General features: G+C 33.3%; 16 protein-coding genes. 14 read left to right on the top strand and 2 right to left on the bottom strand.

All coding sequences use genetic code 11. The features are described 5' to 3' along the window. The first annotated feature begins 138 nt into the window (after positions 1 to 138). From M4I21_RS11280 to arfB, 4 genes are all read left to right on the top strand, one after another. Positions 139 to 1,128 carry an aspartate-semialdehyde dehydrogenase gene (locus M4I21_RS11280; protein ID WP_249559268.1) on the top strand — a complete coding sequence of 330 codons (990 nt, stop codon included), beginning with the start codon at positions 139 to 141 and terminating at the stop codon, positions 1,126 to 1,128. A gap of 218 nt (positions 1,129 to 1,346) precedes the next feature. Next, positions 1,347 to 3,494, top strand: a complete 2,148-nt coding sequence (locus M4I21_RS11275) for a prolyl oligopeptidase family serine peptidase (RefSeq protein WP_249559267.1) — start codon at positions 1,347 to 1,349, stop codon at positions 3,492 to 3,494. 56 nt (positions 3,495 to 3,550) lie between these two features. Next, entirely contained in the window at positions 3,551 to 4,522 is a 972-nt protein-coding gene (locus tag M4I21_RS11270) for an ABC transporter ATP-binding protein (RefSeq protein ID WP_249559266.1), read from the top strand. Positions 4,523 to 4,526: 4 nt separating this feature from the next. Next, on the top strand, positions 4,527 to 4,931 hold the full coding sequence (gene arfB / locus M4I21_RS11265) for an alternative ribosome rescue aminoacyl-tRNA hydrolase ArfB (protein WP_249559265.1): 405 nt from the start codon (positions 4,527 to 4,529) through the stop codon (positions 4,929 to 4,931). A gap of 6 nt (positions 4,932 to 4,937) precedes the next feature. Here the strand turns inward: arfB and M4I21_RS11260 are convergent, their stop codons facing one another. Continuing rightward, a complete protein-coding gene (locus M4I21_RS11260) occupies positions 4,938 to 6,287 on the bottom strand; it encodes a sensor histidine kinase (RefSeq protein ID WP_249559264.1) in 1,350 nt (449 codons plus the stop codon). Then, complete coding sequence (locus tag M4I21_RS11255) at positions 6,277 to 7,647, bottom strand: sigma-54-dependent transcriptional regulator (protein ID WP_249559263.1); 1,371 nt, start codon at positions 7,645 to 7,647, stop codon at positions 6,277 to 6,279. The genes M4I21_RS11260 and M4I21_RS11255 overlap by 11 nt, the downstream gene beginning before the upstream one ends. A gap of 214 nt (positions 7,648 to 7,861) precedes the next feature. Between M4I21_RS11255 and M4I21_RS11250 the strand changes: the two genes are divergently transcribed. The 10 genes from M4I21_RS11250 to M4I21_RS11205 all read left to right on the top strand — a co-directional run bounded on the left by M4I21_RS11250 (position 7,862) and on the right by M4I21_RS11205 (position 25,082). Then, positions 7,862 to 9,211, top strand: a complete 1,350-nt coding sequence (locus M4I21_RS11250) for a TolC family protein (protein WP_249559262.1) — start codon at positions 7,862 to 7,864, stop codon at positions 9,209 to 9,211. A gap of 14 nt (positions 9,212 to 9,225) precedes the next feature. After that, a complete protein-coding gene (locus M4I21_RS11245) occupies positions 9,226 to 10,476 on the top strand; it encodes an efflux RND transporter periplasmic adaptor subunit (RefSeq protein WP_249559261.1) in 1,251 nt (416 codons plus the stop codon). Positions 10,477 to 10,591: 115 nt separating this feature from the next. After that, complete coding sequence (locus tag M4I21_RS11240; protein WP_249559260.1) at positions 10,592 to 11,290, top strand: ABC transporter ATP-binding protein; 699 nt, start codon at positions 10,592 to 10,594, stop codon at positions 11,288 to 11,290. A 64-nt stretch (positions 11,291 to 11,354) separates the two neighbouring features. Further along, positions 11,355 to 13,712: an ABC transporter permease gene (locus M4I21_RS11235; protein WP_249559259.1), complete on the top strand. Its 2,358-nt coding sequence runs from the start codon at positions 11,355 to 11,357 to the stop codon at positions 13,710 to 13,712. A gap of 179 nt (positions 13,713 to 13,891) precedes the next feature. After that, a complete protein-coding gene (locus M4I21_RS11230; RefSeq protein WP_249559258.1) occupies positions 13,892 to 16,321 on the top strand; it encodes an ABC transporter permease in 2,430 nt (809 codons plus the stop codon). A gap of 26 nt (positions 16,322 to 16,347) precedes the next feature. Continuing rightward, positions 16,348 to 17,100, top strand: coding sequence for a head GIN domain-containing protein (locus M4I21_RS11225; RefSeq protein ID WP_249559257.1), 753 nt, complete (start codon positions 16,348 to 16,350; stop codon positions 17,098 to 17,100). A gap of 10 nt (positions 17,101 to 17,110) precedes the next feature. Continuing rightward, positions 17,111 to 19,498, top strand: a complete 2,388-nt coding sequence (locus tag M4I21_RS11220; protein WP_249559256.1) for an ABC transporter permease — start codon at positions 17,111 to 17,113, stop codon at positions 19,496 to 19,498. Between the two features lie 15 nt (positions 19,499 to 19,513). Then, positions 19,514 to 21,931 (top strand): ABC transporter permease, encoded by a 2,418-nt coding sequence (locus M4I21_RS11215; RefSeq protein ID WP_249559255.1) that lies wholly within the window; start codon positions 19,514 to 19,516, stop codon positions 21,929 to 21,931. 34 nt (positions 21,932 to 21,965) lie between these two features. Further along, complete coding sequence (locus M4I21_RS11210) at positions 21,966 to 24,407, top strand: FtsX-like permease family protein (protein ID WP_249559254.1); 2,442 nt, start codon at positions 21,966 to 21,968, stop codon at positions 24,405 to 24,407. Between the two features lie 12 nt (positions 24,408 to 24,419). After that, entirely contained in the window at positions 24,420 to 25,082 is a 663-nt protein-coding gene (locus M4I21_RS11205) for an ABC transporter ATP-binding protein (RefSeq protein ID WP_249559253.1), read from the top strand. The last annotated feature ends 64 nt before the right edge of the window (positions 25,083 to 25,146 follow it).

Here is a 25,146-nt window from a genome sequence, read left to right as displayed (position 1 = left end):
TTAAGCTTGGCGGTTTTTTTATACTTCTTTTTAAAATGTTATAAATAAAACAATTTGTTATATTTATTTTATTCTATTAAAACTTGCTTGGCAGTTAAAACACATTAAACTACATTTGTTATTCTAAATATCAAAAAAATGAAAGTAGCCTTAGTTGGTGCCACAGGAATGGTAGGAGAAGTAATGCTTAACGTGTTACGCGAACGTAATTTTCCATTGACAGAGTTATTATTAGTAGCCTCAGAACGTTCTGTGGGTAAAAAAATGACCTATAACGGCAAAGAACACACCGTTATTGGCTTAGCAGATGCAGTAGCAGCTAAACCAGATTTAGCTATTTTTTCTGCTGGCGGAGACACTTCTTTAGAATGGGCTCCAAAATTTGCAGAGGTTGGTACAACCGTAGTAGATAATTCTTCTGCTTGGCGTATGGATCCTACCAAAAAATTAATAGTTCCAGAGATTAATGCGCATGAACTAACCAAAGAAGACAAAATTATTGCAAACCCAAACTGCTCTACCATACAATTGGTAATGGTTTTAGCACCTTTGCATAAAAAATATAAAATGAAACGCGTAGTTGTTTCTACCTACCAATCTGTTTCTGGTACTGGCGTAAAAGCAGTACAGCAGTTAGAGAACGAGATTGCAGGAGTAAAAGGAGAAATGGCTTACCCTTATCCAATTAGCAGAAATGCGTTACCACATTGTGACGTTTTTATGGATAATGGTTACACAAAAGAAGAGATGAAATTATCTCGCGAACCACAAAAAATATTTAACGATCGTACTTTTTCATTAACAGCAACAGCAGTGCGTATACCAACAGCAGGTGGGCACTCAGAGTCTGTAAATGTGGAGTTTTATAACGATGCAGATGTTAGTGAGGTAAGACAAGTATTAAGTCAGACAGCAGGTGTGGTAGTACAAGATAATCCAGATACAAACACCTATCCTATGCCAATTTACGCACACAATAAAGACGATGTTTTTGTAGGTCGTATACGTAGAGACGAGTCGCAAGCAAACACATTAAATATGTGGATCGTTGCAGACAACCTGCGTAAAGGAGCGGCAACAAATGCAGTACAAATTGCAGAATACCTAAACAACAATAAACTACTGTAATACGCAGTTTTAGTTTTGGGTGTTCCTAACGGGCGGGCTTTGCACTACAATCTTTTTTAATAAAAATAAAAAAGGATTTTCATTACAATCCCTAACACAAAAAATAGAAACCTTTAAGAAGAATTCTTCTTAAAGGTTTTTTTGTATTATTTTTAAAAGCGTAAAACGTTTAATACAAAACGGTTATGTTTTATCAACCTAAAAATAAACAAATTCTTATGAAACAATTAAGCATATTTATTTTTACTGCTATTACCTTTGTAGCCTGTAAATCACCTTCAAAAAAAGAAGCAATTATGACCTCATATCCAACAACCAATAAGGTAGATACCGTAACCAATTACTTTGGTACAGATGTAGCAGATCCATACCGCTGGTTAGAAGATGACCGTAGTACAGAAACCGAATCTTGGGTAAAAGAACAAAACAAAACAACGTTTGGGTATTTAGATCAAATTCCTTTTCGTGACCAAATAAAGAAAAGGCTAGAAAAATTATGGAATTATGAAAAATTAGGTGCACCTTTTAAAGAGGGAGATTATACCTATTTTTCAAAAAATAACGGATTGCAAAATCAATCTGTCATCTACAGAAAAAAAGATGATGTAGAAGAAGTTTTTCTAGATCCTAACAAGTTTTCAGAAGACGGTACAACATCATTAGCAGGCTTAAGTTTTTCTAAAGATGGTTCTTTAGCAGCGTACTTAATATCTGAAGGTGGTAGCGACTGGCGAAAAATTATAATTCTAGATGCAAAAACAAAAAGTGTTGTAGAAGATACTTTGATAGACGTAAAATTTAGCGGCTTATCCTGGAAAGGTAACGAGGGTTTTTTTTACTCTAGTTATGACAAGCCAAAGGGTAGCGAGTTGTCTGCAAAAACAGATCAGCATAAACTATACTATCACAAATTAAAAACACCACAAAGCACAGACGAGCTGGTTTTTGGTGGCACAGCAGAAGAAAAACACAGGTATGTTGGTGGTACAGTAACAGAAGATGGTAAATATTTGCAAATTACAGCAGCAGTATCTACATCTGGCAATAAATTGTTTTTAAAAAACTTAGAAACTAATGAGGTTAAAACGGTTGTAAACCATACAGATTCAGATACGTATGTGTTAGAGAATGTAGGTTCTAAATTGTATTTGGTAACCAATTTAAATGCGCCAAACCAAAAAGTAGTGGTTACAGATTTTAGTAATCCTACGCCAGAAAATTGGGTAGACTTTATTCCGGAAACAGATAATGTGCTTACAGCAGGTACTGGTGGCGGTTATTTTTTTGCCAATTATATGGTAGATGCCATTTCTAAAGTATTGCAATATAATTACAATGGCGATTTGGTACGGACTATAAAATTACCTGGCGTTGGTACGGCAGCTGGTTTTGGAGGTAAAAAAGAGGATAAAGAATTTTACTTTTCATTTACAAATTACAGCACGCCAGGATCATCTTATAGCTATAAAGTAGAAACAGGAGAATACAAACAATATTGGAGTCCAAACATAGATTTTAACTCAGAGGATTACGAGTCTAAACAAGTATTTTACGCTTCTAAAGATGGTACTAAAATACCAATGATAATTACTTATAAAAAAGGATTGGAATTAAACGGTAAAAACCCAACTATACTCTATGGTTATGGTGGTTTTAATGTAAGCTTAACTCCTAGTTTTAGTATTAGTAATGCTGTTTGGATGGAGCAAGGCGGAGTATACGCAGTACCTAATTTAAGAGGTGGTGGTGAGTATGGTAAAAAATGGCATGATGCAGGTACAAAACAACAAAAGCAAAACGTTTTTGATGATTTTATAGCAGCTGCAGAATACTTAATAGAAAACAAGTATACAACACCAGAGTATTTAGCACTTAGAGGTGGTTCTAACGGAGGTTTACTAGTTGGAGCAACAATGACGCAGCGTCCAGATTTAGCCAAGGTAGCATTGCCTGCAGTAGGTGTTTTAGATATGTTACGTTACCACACATTTACAGCAGGTGCTGGTTGGGCTTATGATTATGGTACGGCAGAAGACGATAAAGAAATGTTTACCTATTTACTAGGATATTCACCAGTACATAACGTTAAAAAAGGAGTAGAATATCCTGCAACTTTAATAACTACAGGAGATCATGACGACCGTGTTGTGCCTGCGCATAGTTTTAAATTTGCGGCAGAGTTACAAGAAAAACAAACAGGTACTAACCCTGCATTAATAAGAATAGATATAAACGCAGGTCACGGAGCAGGTAAATCTACCGAAGCTATAATTAATGAGCAGGTAGATGTGCAAGCGTTTACACTATTTAATATGGGGTATAAAGAATTACCCAACCAAGCTGTTTTAAAAGATTTTAAAGAATAAGAACTATTAATTATAAAAAAATCCGTTTCTTAAGAGAGACGGATTTTTTCAATTTTATGCTACACGTAAATAACATTACATTTTCATACAACACAACGCCAGTTTTAAAAAACATAGACTTTACAGTTCATGAAGGCGAATACCTTGCCATTTTAGGAGAAAGTGGCAGCGGAAAAAGTACACTTTTAAAAATTATATATGGTCTTCTTCAATTAAATGAAGGAGCAATTTCTTGGAAAGATAATCAGGTTTTAGGACCAGATTACAACTTAATTCCAGGAGAAAAGTATATGAAATACCTCTCACAGGATTTTGACTTAATGCCTTTTCTTACTGTTGAAGAAAATGTGAGTCAGTACTTATCTGTTTTTTACCCAGAAGAACTAAAAGAAAGAACAGAAGAGCTTTTAGAAATGGTAGAGATGACGAGTTTTGCCAAAACAAAGGTGAAATTATTAAGTGGTGGTCAGCAACAAAGAGTGGCGCTAGCAAGGGTATTGGCCCAAGAACCAGAGTTGTTATTGTTAGACGAACCCTTTAGCCACATAGATAATTTTAGAAAAAACAGCTTGCGTAGGCGACTTTTTGGTTACTTAAAAATGAAAAAAATCACATGTATTGTTGCTACACATGATGAAAAAGAAGTGCTGCCATTTGCAGATCGTATTTTAGTAATAAAAGATGAAGAAATAATAGCAAACGAAAAAACAGAAATACTATACAACAACCCAAAATCATTGTACATAGCAAGTTTATTTGCAGAGGCCAACTTGGTACCTGTTTCTACTATAAAAGAATATACAGAAACTAAAAAAGAAATTGTTGTGTATGCACACGAGTTTAAGGTATCTGAAACTTCTGGCATAGAAGTACGTGTAATTAATAGCTACGCAATGGGAGCTTATTATTTAATGGAAGGTGTAACAGAGGAACAAAGCTTGTTTTTTACGCATCCTAAAAGTATAGAGGTAGGCAAAAAAGTGTTCTTAAATGTTTCTTTAGAAATACTAAATAAAAGAATAGGGTAAGGTTTTGAATATAGCACAGATAGTACAAGAATTACAATTTAAAGCAGTGCGTAGTAGCGGTGCTGGTGGTCAGCACGTAAATAAAGTGTCTACTAAAATAGAACTTACGTACGATTTGCAAAACTCTACTGCAATTACAGATAAGGAGAAAGAGCGACTATTATTAAAACTGAGCAACAGACTTACAAAAGAGAATGTACTGTTGTTGCAGTGTGATGATTCTAGGAGTCAGCATAAAAACAAAGACTTGGCTATAAAACGCTTTTTAGAGCTTATAAAGTCGGCCTTAATTGTGCCTAAAAAACGCAAAAAAACCAAACCATCTAGATCTGCAATAGAAAAACGATTGAACACTAAAAAGAAATCGGCCTTAAAAAAAGCAAACCGTAAAAGACCAAGTTTAGAATAATTAAGTTTAAAACAACAAAGTAAAAACAGTTTCTTGGTTTGGTATACTTCTTAATTTTAAGCTTCCGCCGTGTAATCTTAAGATCTGTTTAGACAAGCTAAGGCCAATTCCTGTTCCTGTATTTTTGGTTGTAAAAAACGGAATAAAAATTTCATCTATTAGCTCTGGTGGTATTCCAGGACCATTATCTGTAACAGTAATAAATTTTTCGTTTTTATCTGTAATACCAGCAGTAACTATAATACTCCCGTTTTCTTGTTCGCCAATAGATTGTACTGCATTTTTGCAGAGGTTCAAAAGTACCTGCGTTATTTGTTTTTCATCAATAAACAGCTCTAATTCATTAGTGGTTAGATTAGAAGAAAAACTAATGTTGTTATTTTGATTTTCTTGGTCTATTAAAACAAACACTTTGTGTATTAAATGTTCTGCTTTAACTAAGCTTTTGTCTGGTGCCGGAATACTTAAAAAGCTGCGGTAGCTTTGTACAAAGTCCATTAAATTATTTCCTTGTTCTTTTACTACGGCTAAACCTTTAGAGGTGTTTTGTATGTGTTTTTCGGTTAAATCTTCAAGCGGAATTAAGCCGTCTTCTTTTTTAAAGTAGTTTAAAATAGACTCAGATATAGAGGTAATTGGCGCTATGGTATTCATAATTTCGTGCGTTAAAACACGAATTAGTTTCTCCCAAGAATCGGCCTCCTTTTCTTCTAGCTCTCTCTGTATATCTTGTACTACTACCAATAATAAATTTTGCTTGTCTAAAGTTACTGTGGTAGATTTTAGCGTTAATTGTATTTTTTCTCTTTCGTTAGTTAGCTCTATTAATTTACGCTGAAAAGGCTCTAGTTTCGCAAATAAATTATACAAATTAACATCTACCTGTTGCAACTGCTTAATATGGTTAAGTGGTTTGTAATTTAGTAAATGCTCTACTCTAGGGTTTGCAAATAGTATGTGACCTTTATCATTTATAGTTAAAATACCAATGTCTGCGTGTTTTAATATTTCCTGATAGTATTTTTCTTGAACCTGGTTTTTTACGTGTATTTTATGAATCATAGCATTAAGCATATTAAGGCTACGATTTAGTTCTTTTAAAGACTTTACATTTTCATACTCAGGGAAACGTAGTGTAAAATCCTCATTTTTAATAGACTCAAAAAAATAAGCAATTTTACGGTTGGTGTGGTTTACATATTTTATTAAATATGCGGTTAATAAAACCAGAATAATTAAAAATACAGTAGCAACAATGTATTCTTTTTGTAATCCAAAATAGGCTAGGCCAAATGCAGATAGTGTAATAAAAACAACCCTAAGTACTAACTGAAAATAGAAACTTTTACTCGCCATTTCCTGTCTTTTTAATTTTATTATATAGTGTTTGTCTAGAAATTCCTAGTTGGTTTGCTGCAGCACTGTAATTGCCATCGTGCTTTTTTAAGGCATCGTTAATTAGGAGCAGTTCCATTTCAGACAGGGTTACATTTTTGATGTCTAAAGTAGGTGTACCTTTCTCGTTTAAAATAAAGTCTGTTGGTTTAAGCACATTTCCATCGCATAAAATAACAGCTCTTTCCATAGTGTGTTGTAGTTCTCTAACATTCCCAGGCCAACTATATGTTAGTAGTTTTTCTTGTGCAAGGTTATTAATACGCAAACCAAGTTTGCCGTATTTGGTCATAAATTTAGTGAGGTAAAAATCGGCTAAAATTAAAATGTCGCCATCTCTTTCTCTAAGCGCGGGTACTTCTACGTGTATGGTGTTTATACGGTATACTAAATCTTCTCTAAAAAGACCATCTGCAACCATTTTTTCTAGATTGCAATTGGTGGCACAAATTAAACGTATGTCTACTGGTATAGGTTTGTTAGAGCCTACACGCACCACAACTCTGTTTTGTATAGCAGATAATAGTTTAGCCTGAGTTTGTAGGCTTAGGTTGCCTATTTCATCTAAAAATAAGGTTCCGCCATTTGCAGCTTCAAACTTACCAGCCCTATCTTCTTTGGCGTCTGTAAAAGCTCCTTTGGTATGTCCAAAAAGTTCACTTTCAAACAAAGTTTCAGAGATAGAACCCATATCAACCCCAATAAAAACTTCATTTTTACGGTTAGATAAATTATGTAGTTCTCTTGCTATTAATTCTTTTCCTGTTCCATTCTCTCCGGTTACTAATACATTTACGTCTGTTTTAGCTACTTTTTGCACTAAGTTTAAAACAGAAGTTAGTGCTTTAGAATTACCAATAATGTAATTTTTATTCTGATTAATAACCTGCTTTAAAGAGTTCTCTTTCTCTTTTAAAATCGAAACTTCTTTTTGCGATTTGCGTAACTGGTAAGCAGATTTTAATGTAGCAAGTAGCTTGTCATTATTCCAAGGTTTTAAAATAAAATCTGTTGCACCTTCCTTTAGTGCTTGTACAGCAAGGTCTATTGCGCCATAAGCCGTCATCATAATAACAGAAATATGTGGCGCACGTTTTTTAATTTCTCTATTCCAATACAAACCTTCATTACCAGTATTAACACCAGCAGAAAAGTTCATATCTAAAAGAACAATATCATAATCTTCTAAATTTTTAAAAGAAGATAAGAGGTTAGGGTTGCCTAAAGTATCTACCTTTTCATACTCAAACTGCAATAAAATCTCTAATGCACTTAATACACTTTTATTGTCGTCTACAATTAATACTTTACCTTTTTGCATAACAAAATTGTTTTGGTTGGTAACAGATTTATAGTTTAAAATTACAAATGATATGGCTTAGTATTTTATAAGTGTAAAAAATATTGACATTATTTGTATATATATTTTACACTTGCATATTCGTACATTCAGTTTAATGAGGTTAAAGCGCTGTTTTCTAGTTGGATACGTTTTTGGCACAACAATAGTATTAGTTTTGGCACACAATAAAATTATGAACTTAAAAATAACACGTATTCTTTTTTTGCTGCTACTAGTTAGCTTGCCTATTAAAGCACAACAAAGTTGGTCTTTAGACGAGTGTATTAACTATGCAGTTTCTCATAACTTAGAATTAACCAACCAAGCTTATACTGTTGCCTCTAGTAAAGAAACGCACAAACAAGCAATACGTAATTTGTTGCCAAGTGTAAATGGGTATGCAGATTATGTTATTAGATATGGTAGATCTACAGACCCAAACAATAATAATGTTATAGACACCGATTTCTTTTCTAATAACTACAGCTTAAATTCTTCTATAGATATTTTTAGAGGTTTTCAAAGAATAAACACAATTAAGGCATCTAAATATATTTACAAGGCAGTACAAGAAGATGCAGAACAACAAAAATACTTACTAGCATTTAGGGTAATGTCTGCCTTTTATGACATTCGTTTTTTTCAAGGAGCTGTGGCTATAGCAAAAGAACAAGTAAGTATATCAGACACCAACTATGCATTTATAAAAAAACAATTAGAGCTAGGTTTAATAGCGCAGGCAGATATGTACGAAGCAGAATCTGTTTTATTAACCGATAAACTATCTGTAACGCAGGCAGAAAACCAATTGGCAGCAGCAGAACTAAATTTAATTCAGGAAATGAATTTAGAGGGTGTATCTACTATAAACCTAAAAGAAGAACTATTAACTTTTAAGGAAAATGAAGAAGTAGATACAACAGTGTCAGATGCTGTTTACGCAAAAGCGAAAGGATTTTTACCAAGTATAAAATCTAGTCAGTTGCGTGTAAAGGCGGCTGAAAAAGATGTTGCAATTGCAAGAGGCGGTTTATACCCATCTATAACGATAAATGCAGGGTATGGCACAGGGTATTACGAGACTAATATAGACGATATTAGTAGAGAAATAATATCGTTTAAAAATCAAATAAGAGACAATGCCTCTAGGTCTATTGGTCTTTCTATGAACATACCAATTAGCAATAAGTGGTCTGGAAGGTCAGAAATTAAGCAACAGAAAATAGCACTGCAACAGGCAGAGAATAATTTAAAAATTCAAGAACAAGAGTTGTACAAATTAATACAACAATTGGTACAAGAAAAAAATGCATTAGAAATAGAGAATTTACAGAGTATAAAAAAGCTAAAAGCACAAGAGCTTAGTTTTTCTATCTCACAAAAAAAGTACGAGAAAGAAATGATTTCTGCTGTAGAACTGTACCAAGCAAAAGTATTATACACCACAGCTAAAAATGAGAATTTACAAGTACAAATAAGATTAAAAGTGAACCATAGTACGTTGGCGTTTTATCGCGGATTACCAGTATTTACCATAAACTAACAATTACAATATAGATGGATATTCAATTAGAAAAGAAAAAAGGATTACGCCCAAAGCACTATGCATATATTGCAATTGGACTAGTAGTTGCTTTTGCAGCCTACAAAATAATTTGGAGCAATTCTGTAGCTACTTTTAGGACAGAGAAAGATAAATTATCTATAGCAGAAGTTACTCAAGGTAAGTTCGACGATTACATTACAATTAACGGTAGCGCAGCGCCAATAGCAACTATTTATATGGATGCTTATGAAGGCGGTAGAGTAACCGAGAAATTGATAGAAGAAGGCGCAATGGTAAAAAAGGGCGACATTATTCTAAAGCTAGAAAACAGCAATTTATACGAACAAATTTTAGCAAGCGAGAGTAACCTAGCGCTAAAACAAAACGATTTAAGGTCTACCAAACTAACCTTTGACTCTAGACAAGTAGAAGGCCGTAAATCTTTAGCAACCACATCTTATGAGTTAACCCGTTTAAAGCGTAATTACCAACAAAACCAAGAGCTTTACAATGACGGGTTAATCTCTAAAGAAGCCTTTTTAACAGCAAAAGAAAACTACGAGCTATCTTTAAAACAGCATGATATTGTAAAAATACAGACAGAACAAGATGATAAAATGCGTAACACATCATTAGCCGGTTTAGATACAGATTTAAACAGAATGCAAAAGACATTATCTATGGTTTACGAGCGTCTAGACCACTTAAATGTGCGTGCGCCTGCAGATGGTCAATTAGGGTTTTTAGATGCCGAAATTGGCCAAAGCATAAACCAAGGTCAGCGTATAGGACAAATAAATGTGCTAACAGATTATAAAATAGAAGCCGAGATAGATGAACACTATATAGACCGTGTAAAAAGAGATTTAAATGCCTCTTTTGAGCGTAATGGAAAAACGTATAATCTGCGTTTACGCAAAGTATATCCAGAAGTTCGTGGTGGTAAATTTAAAGTAGATCTAGTATTTACTGCAGAAAAACCAGAAAACATAAGAGCAGGTCAAAGTTTTAATGTAAAACTACAATTAGGAGCCTCTTCAGATGCACTTTTAATATCTAAAGGCAGCTTTTTTCAAAGCACAGGAGGCCAGTGGATTTTTGTAGTAAACCCAGATGGTGGCGAAGCACTAAAACGAAACATAAGAATAGGCAAGCAAAACTCTAAACATTACGAGGTTTTAGAAGGTTTGCAAGCCGGCGAAAATGTAATTACCTCTAATTACGATAGTTTTGGAGAAGCAGAAAAAATAGTTTTAAAATAGGGTGTTCCCTACGGGCGGGCTTTACGTTTCAATCTTTTTTAAGAAAAATAAAAAAGGATTTACACTACAATCCCTAACACAAGATATAATCACATTAAAAAAATCAATCAACAAAATGATACAAATAAAAGACCTTAAAAAAAGCTTTAGAACCGAAGAAGTAGAAACTTTGGCGCTAAACAGTGTAAACCTAAATGTTGGCGAAGGCGAGTTTGTAGCCATAATGGGGCCATCAGGTTGTGGTAAATCTACCTTACTAAATATTATAGGAATGTTAGACAATCCATCAGAAGGCAGTTATCAATTTGCAGGTCATGAAGTAGGAGGTTTAAAAGAAAACCAGCGTACAGGTTTGCGTAAAGGTAATTTAGGGTTTGTTTTTCAGAGCTTTAATTTAATAGACGAGCTTACCGTTTTTGAAAACGTAGAGCTGCCATTAATCTATTTAAAAATGAACAAAGCAGAGCGCAAACAAAAAGTAATGGCTGTTTTAGAACGTATGAAAATTGCACACAGACAAAAGCATTTTCCACAGCAATTATCTGGTGGTCAGCAACAACGTGTAGCCATTGCCAGAGCAGTAGTTACAAATCCAAAATTAATACTAGCAGATGAGCCAACAGGTAACTTAGACTCTAAAAACGGTATAGAAGTAATGAACCTGTTAACCGAGCTAAACCAAGAAGGTACAACTATAGTAATGGTAACGCACTCAGATAGAGACTCGCATTATGCACACAGAGTCGTAAATCTTTTTGATGGCCAAATAGTAACAGAAAGTCATAACAAACCTTTTGAAGCAGTAGTAAAATAGTAAGAGTTCATCATCAATCAAAACCATCAATCAATCTATCAATCAATTAAAATAGCCAATCACCATGTTCAAAAATTATTTTAAAATTGCATTTAGGAGTCTATTAAAAAATAAAGGCTATAGTTTTCTCAACATATTTGGGTTGGCAATGGGTATAACCTGTGCTAGTCTTATTTTTTTATGGGTAGAAGATGAGGTAAACTACGATGCAATTTTCCCAAATAAAGAACAGGTGTACTATTTGCCAACAAACCAACAGTATAATGGTGAGTGGCGTACGTTTACTTCTACTCCAGGGCCTTTGGCAGAAGCTTTAAAAAAAGAAGTACCAGGCATAGTAAATGCAACAAGAGTTAGAGATGAAGAACATCTTTTTACATTAGATGATGCCTCTTTTTATAAAAAAGGGTATTACGCAGATCCAGATTTTATAGACATTTTTAGCTTAAATTTTATACAAGGTAATGCAGACACAGCCTTTAGTAGTACAGATGCTATTGTGCTAACCAACCAAACAGCATCTCAGCTATTTGGAGCTGGTAATAACGCTGTAGGTAGAGTTTTAAAAATAGACAATACAAAAACGTATACCGTAACAGCAGTAGTAGCAGATTTCCCAGAAAATGTTACTTTAAAATTTAATTGGCTGGCACCTTTTGAGCCTTATGCAAAAGATAACGATAATTTACAAACTTGGGGAAATAACTCAGTAGATACCTATATACAATTAGATAAAAAAGCAAATGCAGCAGTCGTAAATACTACCGTAAAAAAGTTTTTGCAAACCAAAACAGAAGATAGTGATACGTATGCTTTTATGCATAGTATGCTAGATTGGCGTTTGCGCGATAATTTTGAGGGAGGAGTACAAGTTGGTGGTAGAATAACATACGTTAATTTATTCTCTGTAATTGCTTGGATTATTTTAGTAATTGCCTGTATAAATTTTATGAATCTCTCTACCGCACGTAGCGCTAAAAGAGCCAATGAGGTTGGTGTGCGTAAAGTGTTAGGAGCAGGTCGTAAACGTTTAATTTTTCAGTTTATAACAGAGTCTTTGGTTATTGCTACTATAGCTACTTTGGTTAGTATTTTGCTTGTGTTTTTATTGTTGCCACAATTTAACATTGTCATAGAAAAACAATTAATTATGGGAGTAGCCAACCCAATGCATTGGCTCGTATTAGTGGGAATTACACTTTTTTGTGGTGTTTTTGCAGGTTGTTACCCGGCATTTTACTTGTCTTCATTTTTACCTGTAACTGTTTTAAAAGGAATTAGTAGCAATCAAAAAGGATCAATATTTATAAGAAAAGGATTGGTTGTAACACAGTTTGCAGCATCAATAATACTAATTATAAGTACTATAGTGGTGTATAAGCAGGTACAACACGTAAAAAACAGACAGTTAGGGTATAATAAAACCAATCTTGTAACAATGAATGTTAGAGGAGATGTTGTTAAAAACTACACTGCAATTAAACAAGATATGTTAGCCACGGGTATGGTAGATAATGTTGGTTTAAATAGCTATAACACACTATCTATTGGTAATAATGGTTCTGGAGCAACTTGGTCTGGTATGGCAGAAGCAAATAGTGAAATGCTTATTTCTTTTAGGTACATAAATTCAGATTTTCTTGCTACGGCAGGTATGGATGTTATAGATGGTAGAAATTTTAAACAGAAACCAGAATTAGACAGTGTAAATTTTATAATAACAGAGTCGTTTGCTAAGCTCATAGATCCTGTTTCTGCAGTTGGTAAAAGCATTTATTTTGGAGACGATAAATACAAGGTTGTTGGGGTGGTTAAAGACTTTTTATATGGCGATATGTATGGTAAAAGTGATCCGGTTATATTTTTAAATGCACCTAGTGAAGCAAGGTATATGTATGCACGTATTGCTAATAATACAGACATAAAAAATACACTTGCAGGTATGGCTGGTATAATGCAAAAACATAACCCAGCTTTTCCGTTTGAGTATGAGTTTGTTGATGATGCTTTTAATCAAAAATTTAAAAGTGAAATGTTAGTGGGTAGACTATCGCAAATATTTGCCTTACTAGCAATACTTATCTCTTGCTTAGGTTTGTTTGGTTTAGCCGCATACACATCAGAACAAAGAAGTAAAGAAATAGGCGTGCGTAAAGTTTTAGGCGCAAGCGTGGTAAACATTGTAAACTTATTATCTAAAGACTTTTTAAAACTTGTAATAGTATCTATAGCTATAGCAATACCATTAGCTTGGTGGGCAATGTCTAGTTGGTTGCAAGACTATGCTTATCGTATAAATATGCAATGGTGGATGTTTGCGCTTGCGGGTATAGGAGCAATAACAATTGCATTGTTAACGGTAAGTTTTCAGGCCATAAAAGCAGCAATAACCAACCCTGTTAAAAGCTTGCGAACAGAGTAGTTCTTTTTTTTAGCGTCTAAATAATTGACACTTTGTGTAAAAATATTTTACAATTAAATGTGATTTAGGTTATTTATGTTCTGTTAAGGTTCTGATTGGCAGTTACTTAATTGTTTGGCACAGAAATAGAAATACACTTGGCATCCTTAGGGAGTAATTCATCAGTTAAAATTAAAATCATGTTTAAAAATCAACTAAAAATAGCGTGGCGTAATTTAAAGAACAATCTGTTTTTTACTTTTTTAAATGTATTTGGTTTAGCTATAGGTGTTGCAGGTGCGTTGTTAATTTCATTATATATTTATGATGAACTTAGCTATGATAAAATGTTTACTGATGAAGAATTAATTCACAGAATTAATGTAGATATTAAGTTTGGAACACAGGCTAATAATTTAGCTGTTGTTACACCACCAATGGCTTCGGTTTTAGAAAGTGAATACTCAGAAGTACAACTTACAACAAGATTAAGAGGTTGGGGCGGTATGTTAGTACGCCAAACAAATTCTGATAAAAATGTAAAGGTTAATGGAAACGCTTATGCAGACCCATCTTTTTTTAAAATGTTTGGTTTAGAATTGTTACAAGGCACAAAAGAAACAGCATTACTAGAGCCAAATACTTTAATACTCAGCAGGTCAGAAGCAAAAACGCTATTTACAGAAGAAGACGTTGTTGGTAAACAAGTAATTTTAGACAATGATGAGGTATATACAGTAACTGGGGTTATAGAAGATTTTCCTAAGAATTCTTTTTTAAGAGATTATAACATGCTAATGTCTATGGCTAGTAACCCAAATGCAAAAGAAGTTACTTGGGGAAGTAATAACTTTAGCACATTTGTAAAATTAAACTCTAACACCAATATAAAGGACTTTAATAAAAGACTACAAAATATATTTATAAACTACGTTGCTCCTTACGCGCAAAAAACATTTGCTCCAACAATGACGGTGGAGAGTTTTATAAGGGACGGAAACTTTTATGTTTTTAGTGCCATGCCGCTTCGTAAAATACATTTACACTCAGACCGTATTGCAGAACTAAATCAGAATAACAACATACAAAACATCTATATTTTATCTTTTATAGGGTTGTTTTTAGTAGTGTTAGCTTGTGTAAATTTTATGAATCTTTCTACGGCGCAATCCTTAAAAAGAGCAAAAGAAGTAGGTGTCCGTAAAACACTAGGCTCTTCTAAGTCAGACTTAATAAAACAGTTTTTAATAGAGTCAGGATTGGTATCATTAATTGCATTAGTTTTTGCAGTTTTTGTAGCATTTTTAATTTTACCTTCATTTAATGATTTAGCAGATAAATCATTAGAGATTCCGTTTTTAAATCCACTTTTTTGGTTAGCTCTTTTAGGTTTTGCTTTAATTTTGGGCTTGCTTTCTGGTATTTATCCTGCATTTTTTATGTCAAAATTTAAACCAGTAATGGTTTTAAAAGGGGGTGGAAAATCTAGCGCAGGCGGAGGAAAAATAAGAAACGGATTAGTGGTTTTTCAATTTGCAATTTCTGTGTTTTTAATGGGGAGTACATTAGTGGTTTTTCAGCAACTACAATATATAAAAGGTAAAGATATTGGTTACACCAAAGAGCAGGTTTTGGTTTTAGATGATGTTTATGCTGCGGGAGACCAAGTAGCATCGTTTAAGCAAGAAATAGAGAAATTAGCGAGTGTAAAAAGTGTGTCACTTACTAGTTTTTTGCCAACACCATCTAACAGAACAGATCAATCTTTTACAGTAAAAGGAAGAGCTGTTGAAGATGCTGTGGTACAAATGCAAAAATGGGATGTAGATGAAGATTATGTATCAACTTTAAGTTTAAATATTTTAGCCGGAAGAGATTTTGATACAAAGTATAAAACAGATTCTACTGCTATTATTGTAAACGAAACGGCTTTGTCTAGATTAGGAATTAACCCTACGGATGCTTTAGGAATGACATTGGTAGACGACGGTGATAAAATTGAATATAAAGTTATTGGTGTAGTTAAAGATTTTCATATCTCTACATTACGTAATGCTATAGATCCGGTAAGTTTTAGATTAAGCCGTAGAGTAAGCAGTAAATTAGTGGTAAAATTAAGTCAGGGAGATTTTGCAAAATCTATTGCAAGTATTCAAGGACTTTGGGGAAACGTTGCTTCTGGACAACCGTTTAATTACTATTTTTTAGATGATTCTTTTAATGATGTATACCAAGCAGAAGAGCGTTTGGGAAAAATATTTATTGCATTTACAATTTTATCCATCTTAATAGCTTGTCTAGGCCTGTTTGGTTTGGCAACCTTTAATGCAGAAAAAAGAATAAAAGAAATAGGAGTGCGCAAGGTTCTAGGAGCAAGTATTGGCAACATTGTTTACAAGTTAACATTAGACTTTTTAAAGTTAGTAGTAGTGTCTATAGTAATAGCTATACCATTGGCTTGGTTTGTAATGACAAAGTGGTTAGAAGATTTTTCATACCGAATAGAAATAAACGGTTGGTCTTTTGTTTATATAGCATTTTTGGTACTTGCAATATCTGTTGTCACTGTAAGCTATCAAAGTATAAAAGCAGCAATAACAAATCCCGTTAAAAGTTTACGAGCAGAATAAATTCATCAATCAAAAAAATAGAACCTATGAAAATCATTCAAATTAAAAAACTAGCAACACTTTTTTTAGTAGTGATGACTATGAGTGTTACGGCACAAAATAATGTAACCAAAGTAGCTGCTTTTAACAAAGTAATTGTTAGTCCGCATATACAAGTAACCTTTATAGAAGGAGAAACAGAAAGTGTAACAATTGAAAGTAGCACGATAGAGAAACACAAGATAAACGTTGAGGTTTCTGGTAAAACTTTACGTGTGTATTTAGAAGGAGCAAAAGAATATACTAAAAGCGAAAAAACAAATAAAAATGGGTATAAGCAACGTAAATCTATTTATAAAGGTACAGTAGTAAAAGCTACAGTAACATATAAAAAAATTGAAGAATTGTCTTTAAGAGGAGAAGAAACTATAGTGTGTAAAAGCTTACTTAAACAAAACAAATTGCGATTAAAAATATATGGCGAATCTCAGGTGTTTTTAAATGATACAGACCTTAAAGATTTACACGCAACAATATACGGCGAGAGCTTTTTAGAACTAAAAACGGGTAGTGTAGAAAACCTAAAAATTACAGCTTATGGCGAAACTACAATTAACACATTGGGCATAAAAAACGATAACACAAAAATTACAGCTTATGGTGAAGGTAGTTATCGTGTACAGGTTTCTAAAAGATTAAAAGTTACAGCTTATGGTGAAGCAACTGTTGCTTACCAAGGAAATCCAGAATTAGATAAAGGCATTATTATCGGTGAAGCAACTATTCAGAAAATAAAGTAATACTAAAGTTATGTTTAAAAATCATATTAAAATAGCGTGGCGAAGTCTAAAGATGGATAAAATGTTTTCTTCATTAAACATTTTAGGGTTATCTATTGGTTTAACAATTGCCATATTGCTTTTTGCTTTTATCACTTTTGAGAAAAGTTTTGATACCCAGTATAAAAATTATGCAGATACGTATAGAGTCTTGGTTAATACAACTGGCGATGCCTTTGATAAGGAAATTATGGCTACTGCACCGGCTGCAGTTGCACCTACTTTAAAAGATGAATTACCTACAGTAAAACATACTGCCAGAATGTTGCAACACAGCTTTGGTGAAACAGCCTTTATAAAAGCAAACAACAATAATTTTTTAGAAAAAAGATTATTTTGGTGCGACCAAGAATTATTTTCAATTTTTGAAACTAAATTTATTAAAGGAGATGCCGCTACTGCAATTACAAGACCCAACACTGTAGTTTTATCTAAAAGTGCAGCAGAAAAATACTTTGGAACCATAGATCCAATAGGGAAAACGATAAAGGTAGATGACAAAACAGAGTTAGAGGTAACTGGCGTTTTTGAAGATTTTGCAGCAAATAGCACTATAGACTGTAATCTAATAGCATCATTTAGTACTACATATTTTTTTAAAGAACCAAGTTGGAGTAACTCTAGTTTTGAGACCTATGTGCAGTTAAAACAGAACGCCTCTAAATCAACTTCAGAAAAACAAATACAGCAAATTTTAGATAAAAATGTAGATAAGGAAGGGCAATGGTATACACTTACATTACAACCATTATCAGAAGTACATTTATACTCTAAAGATTATACAAGTACGTACACTTCTAGAATAGGAAGTATTTCGGAAATTAAAAACTTATCATTTTTAGCATTGCTTATTTTACTTATTGCCTGTGTTAATTATATGAATCTTATGACGGCTCGTTCTCAAAAAAGAGCAAAAGATGTGGGTATAAATAAAACATTAGGAGCTTCGTCTAAAAGTTTAATAGCTAGGTTTTATTCAGAAACAGGATTGCTAACTTTAATAGCGCTGTGTATTGGCGTTGTGCTTTCTGTGGTTATTATCCCTGTTTTTAATGGTATAACTGGCGCTAGCTTAGACTATAATTTTCTTTTAAGAGCAGATTTTATCTTAGGTATGTTTTTGGTGTGGCTCATAACTACGTTAATTGCGGGTTCTTATCCTGCATTTTACTTAGCTGGTTTTTCACCTAGCTCTATTTTAAAGCCAGCAAACAGAACGGTGAGTAATGCTGTGGTAAGAAAAGCATTGGTGGTATTACAATTTACAGCATCTGTAGTTTTAATTGTTGGCGTGTTAGTGGTTTACCAACAGTTAGAGTTTATGAAAAGCAAGGATTTAGGCTATACCCCTCAAAATGTTGTAGCAGTTTCTACCGCCGCAATAGAAACATATACCAACAAACAGGCTTTAGCAAATGAGGTTAAAAAATTAAGCTCGGTTATAGAAGTAGGTTCTGCTCAAGGTTTTCCTGGTATGGATGTTAGTGGAAGATCTTTACATAAAGATGATCAAGATGAAAATGGCAAAAATATACAGACCAACGTAGCAGATGCTAGTGTTTTAGAGGTGTTGCAATTAAAGCTTTTGGCAGGTAAAACATTGCCAAGTGTAAAACAAGAAGGAGACACGCTTGTAGATGTTGTTTTAAATAAAAAAGCAATTACTTATTTAGGGTTTACGCCAGAAGAGGCAATCGGTAAAAAAGTAGATATGCAATTAGGAGACGATGCTACTATAATTGGCGTTGTAGACGATTTTAATTTTGAGTCGCTACACAAGCCAATTGGTGCTTATGCTTTTCATAACAGTAGGTTTGAAGGAAGACCCTATTTATTGGTTCGTTTTAATAGCGCATCTGTAACAAGTACAATGCAGCAATTAGAAGCAGCATATACCAAGGTTGCTCCAGATTCTAGTTTTGATTATACATTCTTAGATAAAAATATGGAGCAGCTATATGCCCAAGACCGTAAAATGGCAAAGGTTGGATTATTATTTTGTTTACTAGCGATTTTTGTAGCGTGTTTAGGCTTATTTGGCTTAGCTGCATTTACAGCAGAGCAACGCAAAAAAGAAATAGGTGTGCGCAAAGTGTTAGGAGCAAGTGTTGTAGGGATTACACAAATGTTATCTAAAGATTTTTTAAAGTTAATAGGAGTATCATTACTAGTTGCTTTTCCGGTTGCATATTTTCTTATGCAAAAATGGCTAGAGGAGTTTGCTTTTAGAGTACATATAGGCTGGTTTGTGTTTTTTGTTGCAGGTATGTGTGCTGTTTTAATAGCATTACTAACGGTAAGTTTTCAGGCTGTAAAAGCAGCAACAGCAAATCCAATAAAGAGTTTAAGAACGGAGTAATTATAAAATAATGCTATGTATAATTTATATTTAAAGATTGCTTCAAGATACTTGTTAAAGAATAAATTATACTCTTTTATTAATATATTGGGGCTCTCTGTAGGGATTGCATCTTTTGTTTTAATTATGATGTACGTTGCTAATGAACGTAATTATGATAAGTTTAATGGCTCCGAAAACATATACCGTGTGTATATGGATTACATGGTAGGAAACTCGTTTTCTCCAGGAGATGCACAGAGTTATAATTTAAGTGGACCAACCTTAAAAAAGGAGTTCCCAGAAATAGAAGAATATGTTCGCTTTTTTCATCTTCAAAAGGCCGCATTAATTAAAGAAAATGAGATTTTCGAAAATAATAAAGGTGCAATTACAGATGCATCTTTTTTTAATGTGTTTGATTATCCTTTGATTAAAGGAGATGTAAAAAATGTATTAAAAGCTCCCAATACTATAGTACTACAAGAAAATTTAGCTAAAAAAATATTTGGTAAAGAGGATCCTATTGGCAGAACTCTTTCTGTCTTTTGGAAAGGTGAAACAAAAGTTACTGTTACAGGAATATTAAAGGATATTCCATCTAATACCCATCTAAAAAATAATTTTTTAATTTCTTTTGAAACCTTAAAAACATCGAAAGCTATTCCCGGACAGTATGAGCCTAATTGGAGTCAGAATAATTTTTTCACATATATAAAGATTGATAAAAAGGCAGATGTTAATGCTTTACAGTCAAAAATAAAAGAAAGTAATTTTGAAGATGATGTAGATGAGCGCCATAATATAGAATCCTTAGAGAGTATTCATTTAAATTCTAATAAGCCGTATGAAGCAGAAGCTAATGGTAGCGAAAGTAGAGTAAAGTTTTTATTGGCTATTGCATTTATAATTTTAATATTATCGTGGCTTAATTATGTGAATCTTGCAACTACAAAATCTTTGGAACGTGCTAAGGAAATAGGAATAAGAAAAGTTTCAGGAGCACAAAGACCACAGCTTATTTTTCAGTCTTTATTAGAGTCTATTATTCTAAATAGTATAGCAATTGCATTAGCCACGCTTGTTGTTGTATTTATATTGCCCTTTTTTAATAGCTACACAGGTAAAGAGTTAATTTTAACTTCATCTGTTGCGGTAGGCTTACTTCCGTACTTAGGATTTATTTTTTTAGGTACAATTTTATCGGGGTTATACCCGGCAATTGTATTAAGTGGCTATTCTCCGGCGGTTGCTTTAAAAGGAAAAGTAAGGGCTTCCTTTGGTGGACTTAATATTAGAAAAGGTCTTATTATAACTCAGTTTTTCGCGACAATTGTATTGCTTGTAGGCACTATTGTAGTAGCTAAACAAATTAAATTTTTAGAAAATCAACCTATAGGAGCAGATTTAGATCAGGTAGTAGCATTTAATTGGGAGGTTTTAAATAAAAGAGAGGACTCTCTATTAAAAATAGATTCTGAATTATTTGAATCTGAATTACGCAAATTGCCATATGTCAAAGATGTTGTTTCTGCGAAAACATACCCAGGAGGAGGTTATGATAATTTATCTTCTACAGTAGGGATTACCTACCCTAATGGCACAGTAGATGAGAATAGAATATTTTATACCTATAACGTAAGTCCAAACTATTTTAATCTTTTAGATATGGAGTTTGTTGCTGGAAGTTCTTTTTTAGAAACAGCAACAAGGAGTAGCAATAAAATAGTCATTAATGAAAAAATGGCAAGACATATGCAAATTAGTAACCTAGAAGATGCAGTTAATAAGACAGTAAAGCTTTGGGGAGAAGATTGGGTTATTTCTGGAGTCATTAAAGACTATCATCATTTTGGTTTAAAAACAGCGATAGAGCCAATTTTAATTAGGCACCATGAAGATAAGAATAACCTGTTGGTTAAATTTGATAAAAGTGTTACATCTGTAGCAGGCTTTGGTACTGTTTTGAAAGATATAGAAAACATTTGGGACAATGCGCATACCCAGAATGTGTTTAGTTATGCTTTTTTAGACAAAGAGTTTCAGGCACAATATAGCGAAGATAAAAATTTTGGAAGTGCATTTTTAATTTTTACGATTCTAACAATTTTAATTGCGTCTATGGGCTTATTTGGTCTTACGTCATACACGGTTGTCCAACGAAGAAAAGAAATAGGAGTGCGTAAAGTAAACGGAGCTAATATTATAAATATTTTAGCTGCGTTAAATAAGGATTTTGTTAAGTGGATAGCGTTAGCTTTTGTAATTGCTGTTCCAATCTCCTGGTTTACTATGCTTAAATGGTTAGAGGGTTTTGCATATAGAACCACAATAAGCTGGTGGGTTTTTGCTGTTGCAGGGTGCACCGCTTTAGTAATAGCATTACTTACTGTAAGTTGGCAAAGTCTAAAAGCTGCTTTAGCTAATCCGGTAGATGCATTAAAAGACGAGTAAATGTTATAGAAAAGATCATTTATACAAGAACATTATGATTAAGAATTATTTTAAAATAGCGTTTAGAAACTTATGGAATAACAAGCTCTTTTCCTTAATAAAGATTAGCAGTTTAGCCATTGGCTTAAGTGTATCTTTTGTTATTGGTTTAATGGTGTATTACGATTTTTCTTTTGATAAATTTCATCCAGATAAAGATCATATTTACAGAATAACAACAGAGTTTGTAACACCAGAAGGGAGTTTTTATAATCCAGGTGTTTCATATCCGTTAGGAGCGGGTTTGCAAGAAAACGCTACAGGTATAACTGCAGTGTCTTCTTTTTTAACGACGTATCCGTTGCACATAAAAAATACAGCTACAGACAAAACCTTTAAAAATCCAGATTTTGTTATTTATGCAGATAAAGAGTTTTTTAATGTATTTACATACAAGTGGCTGGCAGGTTCTAAAGACACTGCATTAGATAATCCTAACCAGTTAGTACTATCAGAAAAAAGGGCTAAAAAATATTTTCCGAATACAGCCTATACAGATATTATTGGTGCCAATATGGTGTATAACGATACTATACCAGTTAAAATTTCTGGTGTAGTTGCTAATTTTACAGAGCGTACAGATATTGTTTTTGAAGAGTTTATATCACTAAGAACGGCTAGACAGTCAGATATGACAAGTGTTGTTTTAAGTAGCAATTGGAATAATACAAACTCGGCATCGCAATTATTTATAAGGACAGATAAAAACACAAGAGCAGCAGATGTTCGGTTAGCATTACATAAGTTAGCAGATGTCCATAAAGATCCTAATGAAGTAGAATTTGGTAACGAGCGTAAGTTTTATATGCAGCCATTACAAGAAATGCATTTTGATGCAAATTACTATACTTTTGATTTTGATGAAGAAACTGCAAGTAAATCGGTTTTAATAAGTCTAGGGTGCATTGCTCTTTTTTTACTGTTGTTAGGTAGTATTAATTTTATAAATTTAAATACAGCACAAGCAACGCAAAGAGCAAAAGAAATTGGTATTAGAAAAACATTGGGTGGTTCTAAAAAGCAATTAATTTATCAGTTTTTAGGAGAAACATTTTTATTAACGGTATGCGCGGCAATAGTATCTGTAGCGCTTTCTTTTTGGCTACTTAAAATATTTGAAGAGTACATACCTGTTGGTTTAACGTCAGAACTATTTGCTGAGCCAATTGTTATAACGTCTATAATTTTATTATTAATACTTGTTACTTTTTTGTCTGGTTTCTATCCAGCACTTGTACTCTCTCATTTTAAACCAATAGCGGTACTTAAAAATCAGATTGTAGCTGCTAACGATAAAACATCAGTACGTAAATACCTAACTGTTTTTCAGTTTGTAATAGCACAAGTTTTTATAATAGCAACCCTTTTAGTGGGTAAACAAATATCATTTTTGTTACAAAAAGATATGGGTTTTAAAACCGAAGCCATAGCATCTTTTAGAGCTCCTTGGTATACTATGACGCCTGAAAAGCAACAACGATTATTAGCTAAAGTAGAAGCAATACCAGAGGTAAGCACAATTAGTTTAGCAGAATCCCCACCGGCTTCTTTTAGTACAAGCGCAACAAATGTCAGCTATTTTGGTAATGATGTTCCGGTACACACAGAATTACAATTATTATATGGCGATAAAAACTATTTAGAGCTCTACGGAATAGAATTACTTGCAGGCAGAAAACAGAATAACGACAATATAAAAGAATATGTAATTAACGAAACTTACTTGCGTTTACTGGGTTTCACAAATCCAGAAGATGCTATTGGTAAAATGATTAAAAGTGACGGAGAAGAACACCAAATAGTAGGTGTTATCAAAGATTTTAATCAACGCTCTTTAAAAACAGCAATTAAACCCTTAGCATTTATGGGTGCAGGCGGAGCAAATAGGAGTTTTAAAACGTTTCACATTTCTTTTGCCAACGTAAACGGGGAAAATTTACCCGTTACCACTAAAAAATTAGAAAGTGCCTGGAATGAGGTGTATACAGATGAGCCTTTTGAGCTTGTTTTTATGGATTCTGTAATAAAACGTTTTTACAGTCAAGAACGCAAAACGGCGGTATTGCTAAATTGGGCAACAGGTTTGGCTATAGTAATTAGTTGCTTAGGCTTATTAGGTTTGGTTGTTTATACAACAGAACGCAGAACTAAAGAAATAGGCATACGCAAGGTCTTAGGAGCATCTTTACTAGAATTAAATGTATTACTTAGTAAAGAATTTTTAAGTTTAGTAGCAATAGCTTTTGTACTAGCAGCACCAATAGCATATTTTGGATTAGATTATTGGCTGCAAGACTTTGCAAATAAAACCAAATTAAGTTGGTGGGTTTTTGCTATCAGTGGTATTGCAATGTTATTAATTGCATTGCTAATAATGGGTGTGCGCACGTATATATCATCAACTAGAAATCCAGTAAAAAGTTTACGAACAGAGTAAAAAAGATAAATTATGTTATTAGAATTAAACAATATATACAAGTGGGTACAGTCTGGCGGACAAAAAATATTTTTACTAAAAGATATTAATTTAAAAGTAGAAGAAGGCGAGTTTATTTCAATAATGGGTCCGTCTGGCTCAGGTAAGTCTACCTTGCTTAATATTATAGGTATGTTAGATGTTTTTAATGAGGGCGAATATCATTTTTTAGAAGATTCTGTACACAGCTTAAAAGAAAAACACCGTTCTAACTTATACAAGCAATACATTGGTTTTGTTTTTCAGGCATATCATTTATTAGATGAGCTTACCGTGTATGAAAACCTGGAAATGCCGTTACTTTATAAAAAATATAGCTCAGCAGAACGCAAAGCATTGGTAGCAGATATGCTAGATAAATTTAATATTGTAGGCAAACAAAAACTATTTCCTAGTCAGCTTAGTGGTGGCCAACAACAATTGGTAGGTATTGCAAGAGCGTTAATTTCTAGTCCTAAGCTTATTTTAGCAGATGAGCCAACAGGTAATTTAAACTCTAAGCAAGGTGAAGAAATAATGGAGATTTTTAAGGAATTGAATAAAGACGGAGTAACAATAATACAAGTTACACATTCAGAAAAAAATGCCACTTACGGGTCTAGAACCTTAAATTTATTAGACGGAAGAAAAGTATAAAAGGCATAAAAAAAGAACACAACAGCCCCCACCGTTGTGTTCTATCTAGGCCTAAATGCAAAAA

This window comes from Cellulophaga sp. 20_2_10, from assembly GCF_023476645.1.
Classification (GTDB): Bacteria; Bacteroidota; Bacteroidia; order Flavobacteriales; family Flavobacteriaceae; genus Cellulophaga.
Note: the sequence above shows the minus strand (reverse complement) of the source record. Positions and strands in the feature narration are given on the sequence as shown.

What these genes read in the sequence shown, in the direction of transcription:
- M4I21_RS11280 (WP_249559268.1), top strand. Translation starts at nt 139, where the DNA reads ATGAAAGTAGCCTTAGTTGGTGCCACAGGAATGGTAGGAGAAGTAATG.
- M4I21_RS11275 (WP_249559267.1), top strand. Translation starts at nt 1,347, where the DNA reads ATGAAACAATTAAGCATATTTATTTTTACTGCTATTACCTTTGTAGCC.
- M4I21_RS11270 (WP_249559266.1), top strand. Translation starts at nt 3,551, where the DNA reads ATGCTACACGTAAATAACATTACATTTTCATACAACACAACGCCAGTT.
- M4I21_RS11260 (WP_249559264.1), bottom strand. Translation starts at nt 6,287, where the DNA reads ATGGCGAGTAAAAGTTTCTATTTTCAGTTAGTACTTAGGGTTGTTTTT.
- M4I21_RS11255 (WP_249559263.1), bottom strand. Translation starts at nt 7,647, where the DNA reads ATGCAAAAAGGTAAAGTATTAATTGTAGACGACAATAAAAGTGTATTA.
- M4I21_RS11250 (WP_249559262.1), top strand. Translation starts at nt 7,862, where the DNA reads ATGAACTTAAAAATAACACGTATTCTTTTTTTGCTGCTACTAGTTAGC.
- M4I21_RS11245 (WP_249559261.1), top strand. Translation starts at nt 9,226, where the DNA reads ATGGATATTCAATTAGAAAAGAAAAAAGGATTACGCCCAAAGCACTAT.
- M4I21_RS11240 (WP_249559260.1), top strand. Translation starts at nt 10,592, where the DNA reads ATGATACAAATAAAAGACCTTAAAAAAAGCTTTAGAACCGAAGAAGTA.
- M4I21_RS11235 (WP_249559259.1), top strand. Translation starts at nt 11,355, where the DNA reads ATGTTCAAAAATTATTTTAAAATTGCATTTAGGAGTCTATTAAAAAAT.
- M4I21_RS11230 (WP_249559258.1), top strand. Translation starts at nt 13,892, where the DNA reads ATGTTTAAAAATCAACTAAAAATAGCGTGGCGTAATTTAAAGAACAAT.
- M4I21_RS11225 (WP_249559257.1), top strand. Translation starts at nt 16,348, where the DNA reads ATGAAAATCATTCAAATTAAAAAACTAGCAACACTTTTTTTAGTAGTG.
- M4I21_RS11220 (WP_249559256.1), top strand. Translation starts at nt 17,111, where the DNA reads ATGTTTAAAAATCATATTAAAATAGCGTGGCGAAGTCTAAAGATGGAT.
- M4I21_RS11215 (WP_249559255.1), top strand. Translation starts at nt 19,514, where the DNA reads ATGTATAATTTATATTTAAAGATTGCTTCAAGATACTTGTTAAAGAAT.
- M4I21_RS11210 (WP_249559254.1), top strand. Translation starts at nt 21,966, where the DNA reads ATGATTAAGAATTATTTTAAAATAGCGTTTAGAAACTTATGGAATAAC.
- M4I21_RS11205 (WP_249559253.1), top strand. Translation starts at nt 24,420, where the DNA reads ATGTTATTAGAATTAAACAATATATACAAGTGGGTACAGTCTGGCGGA.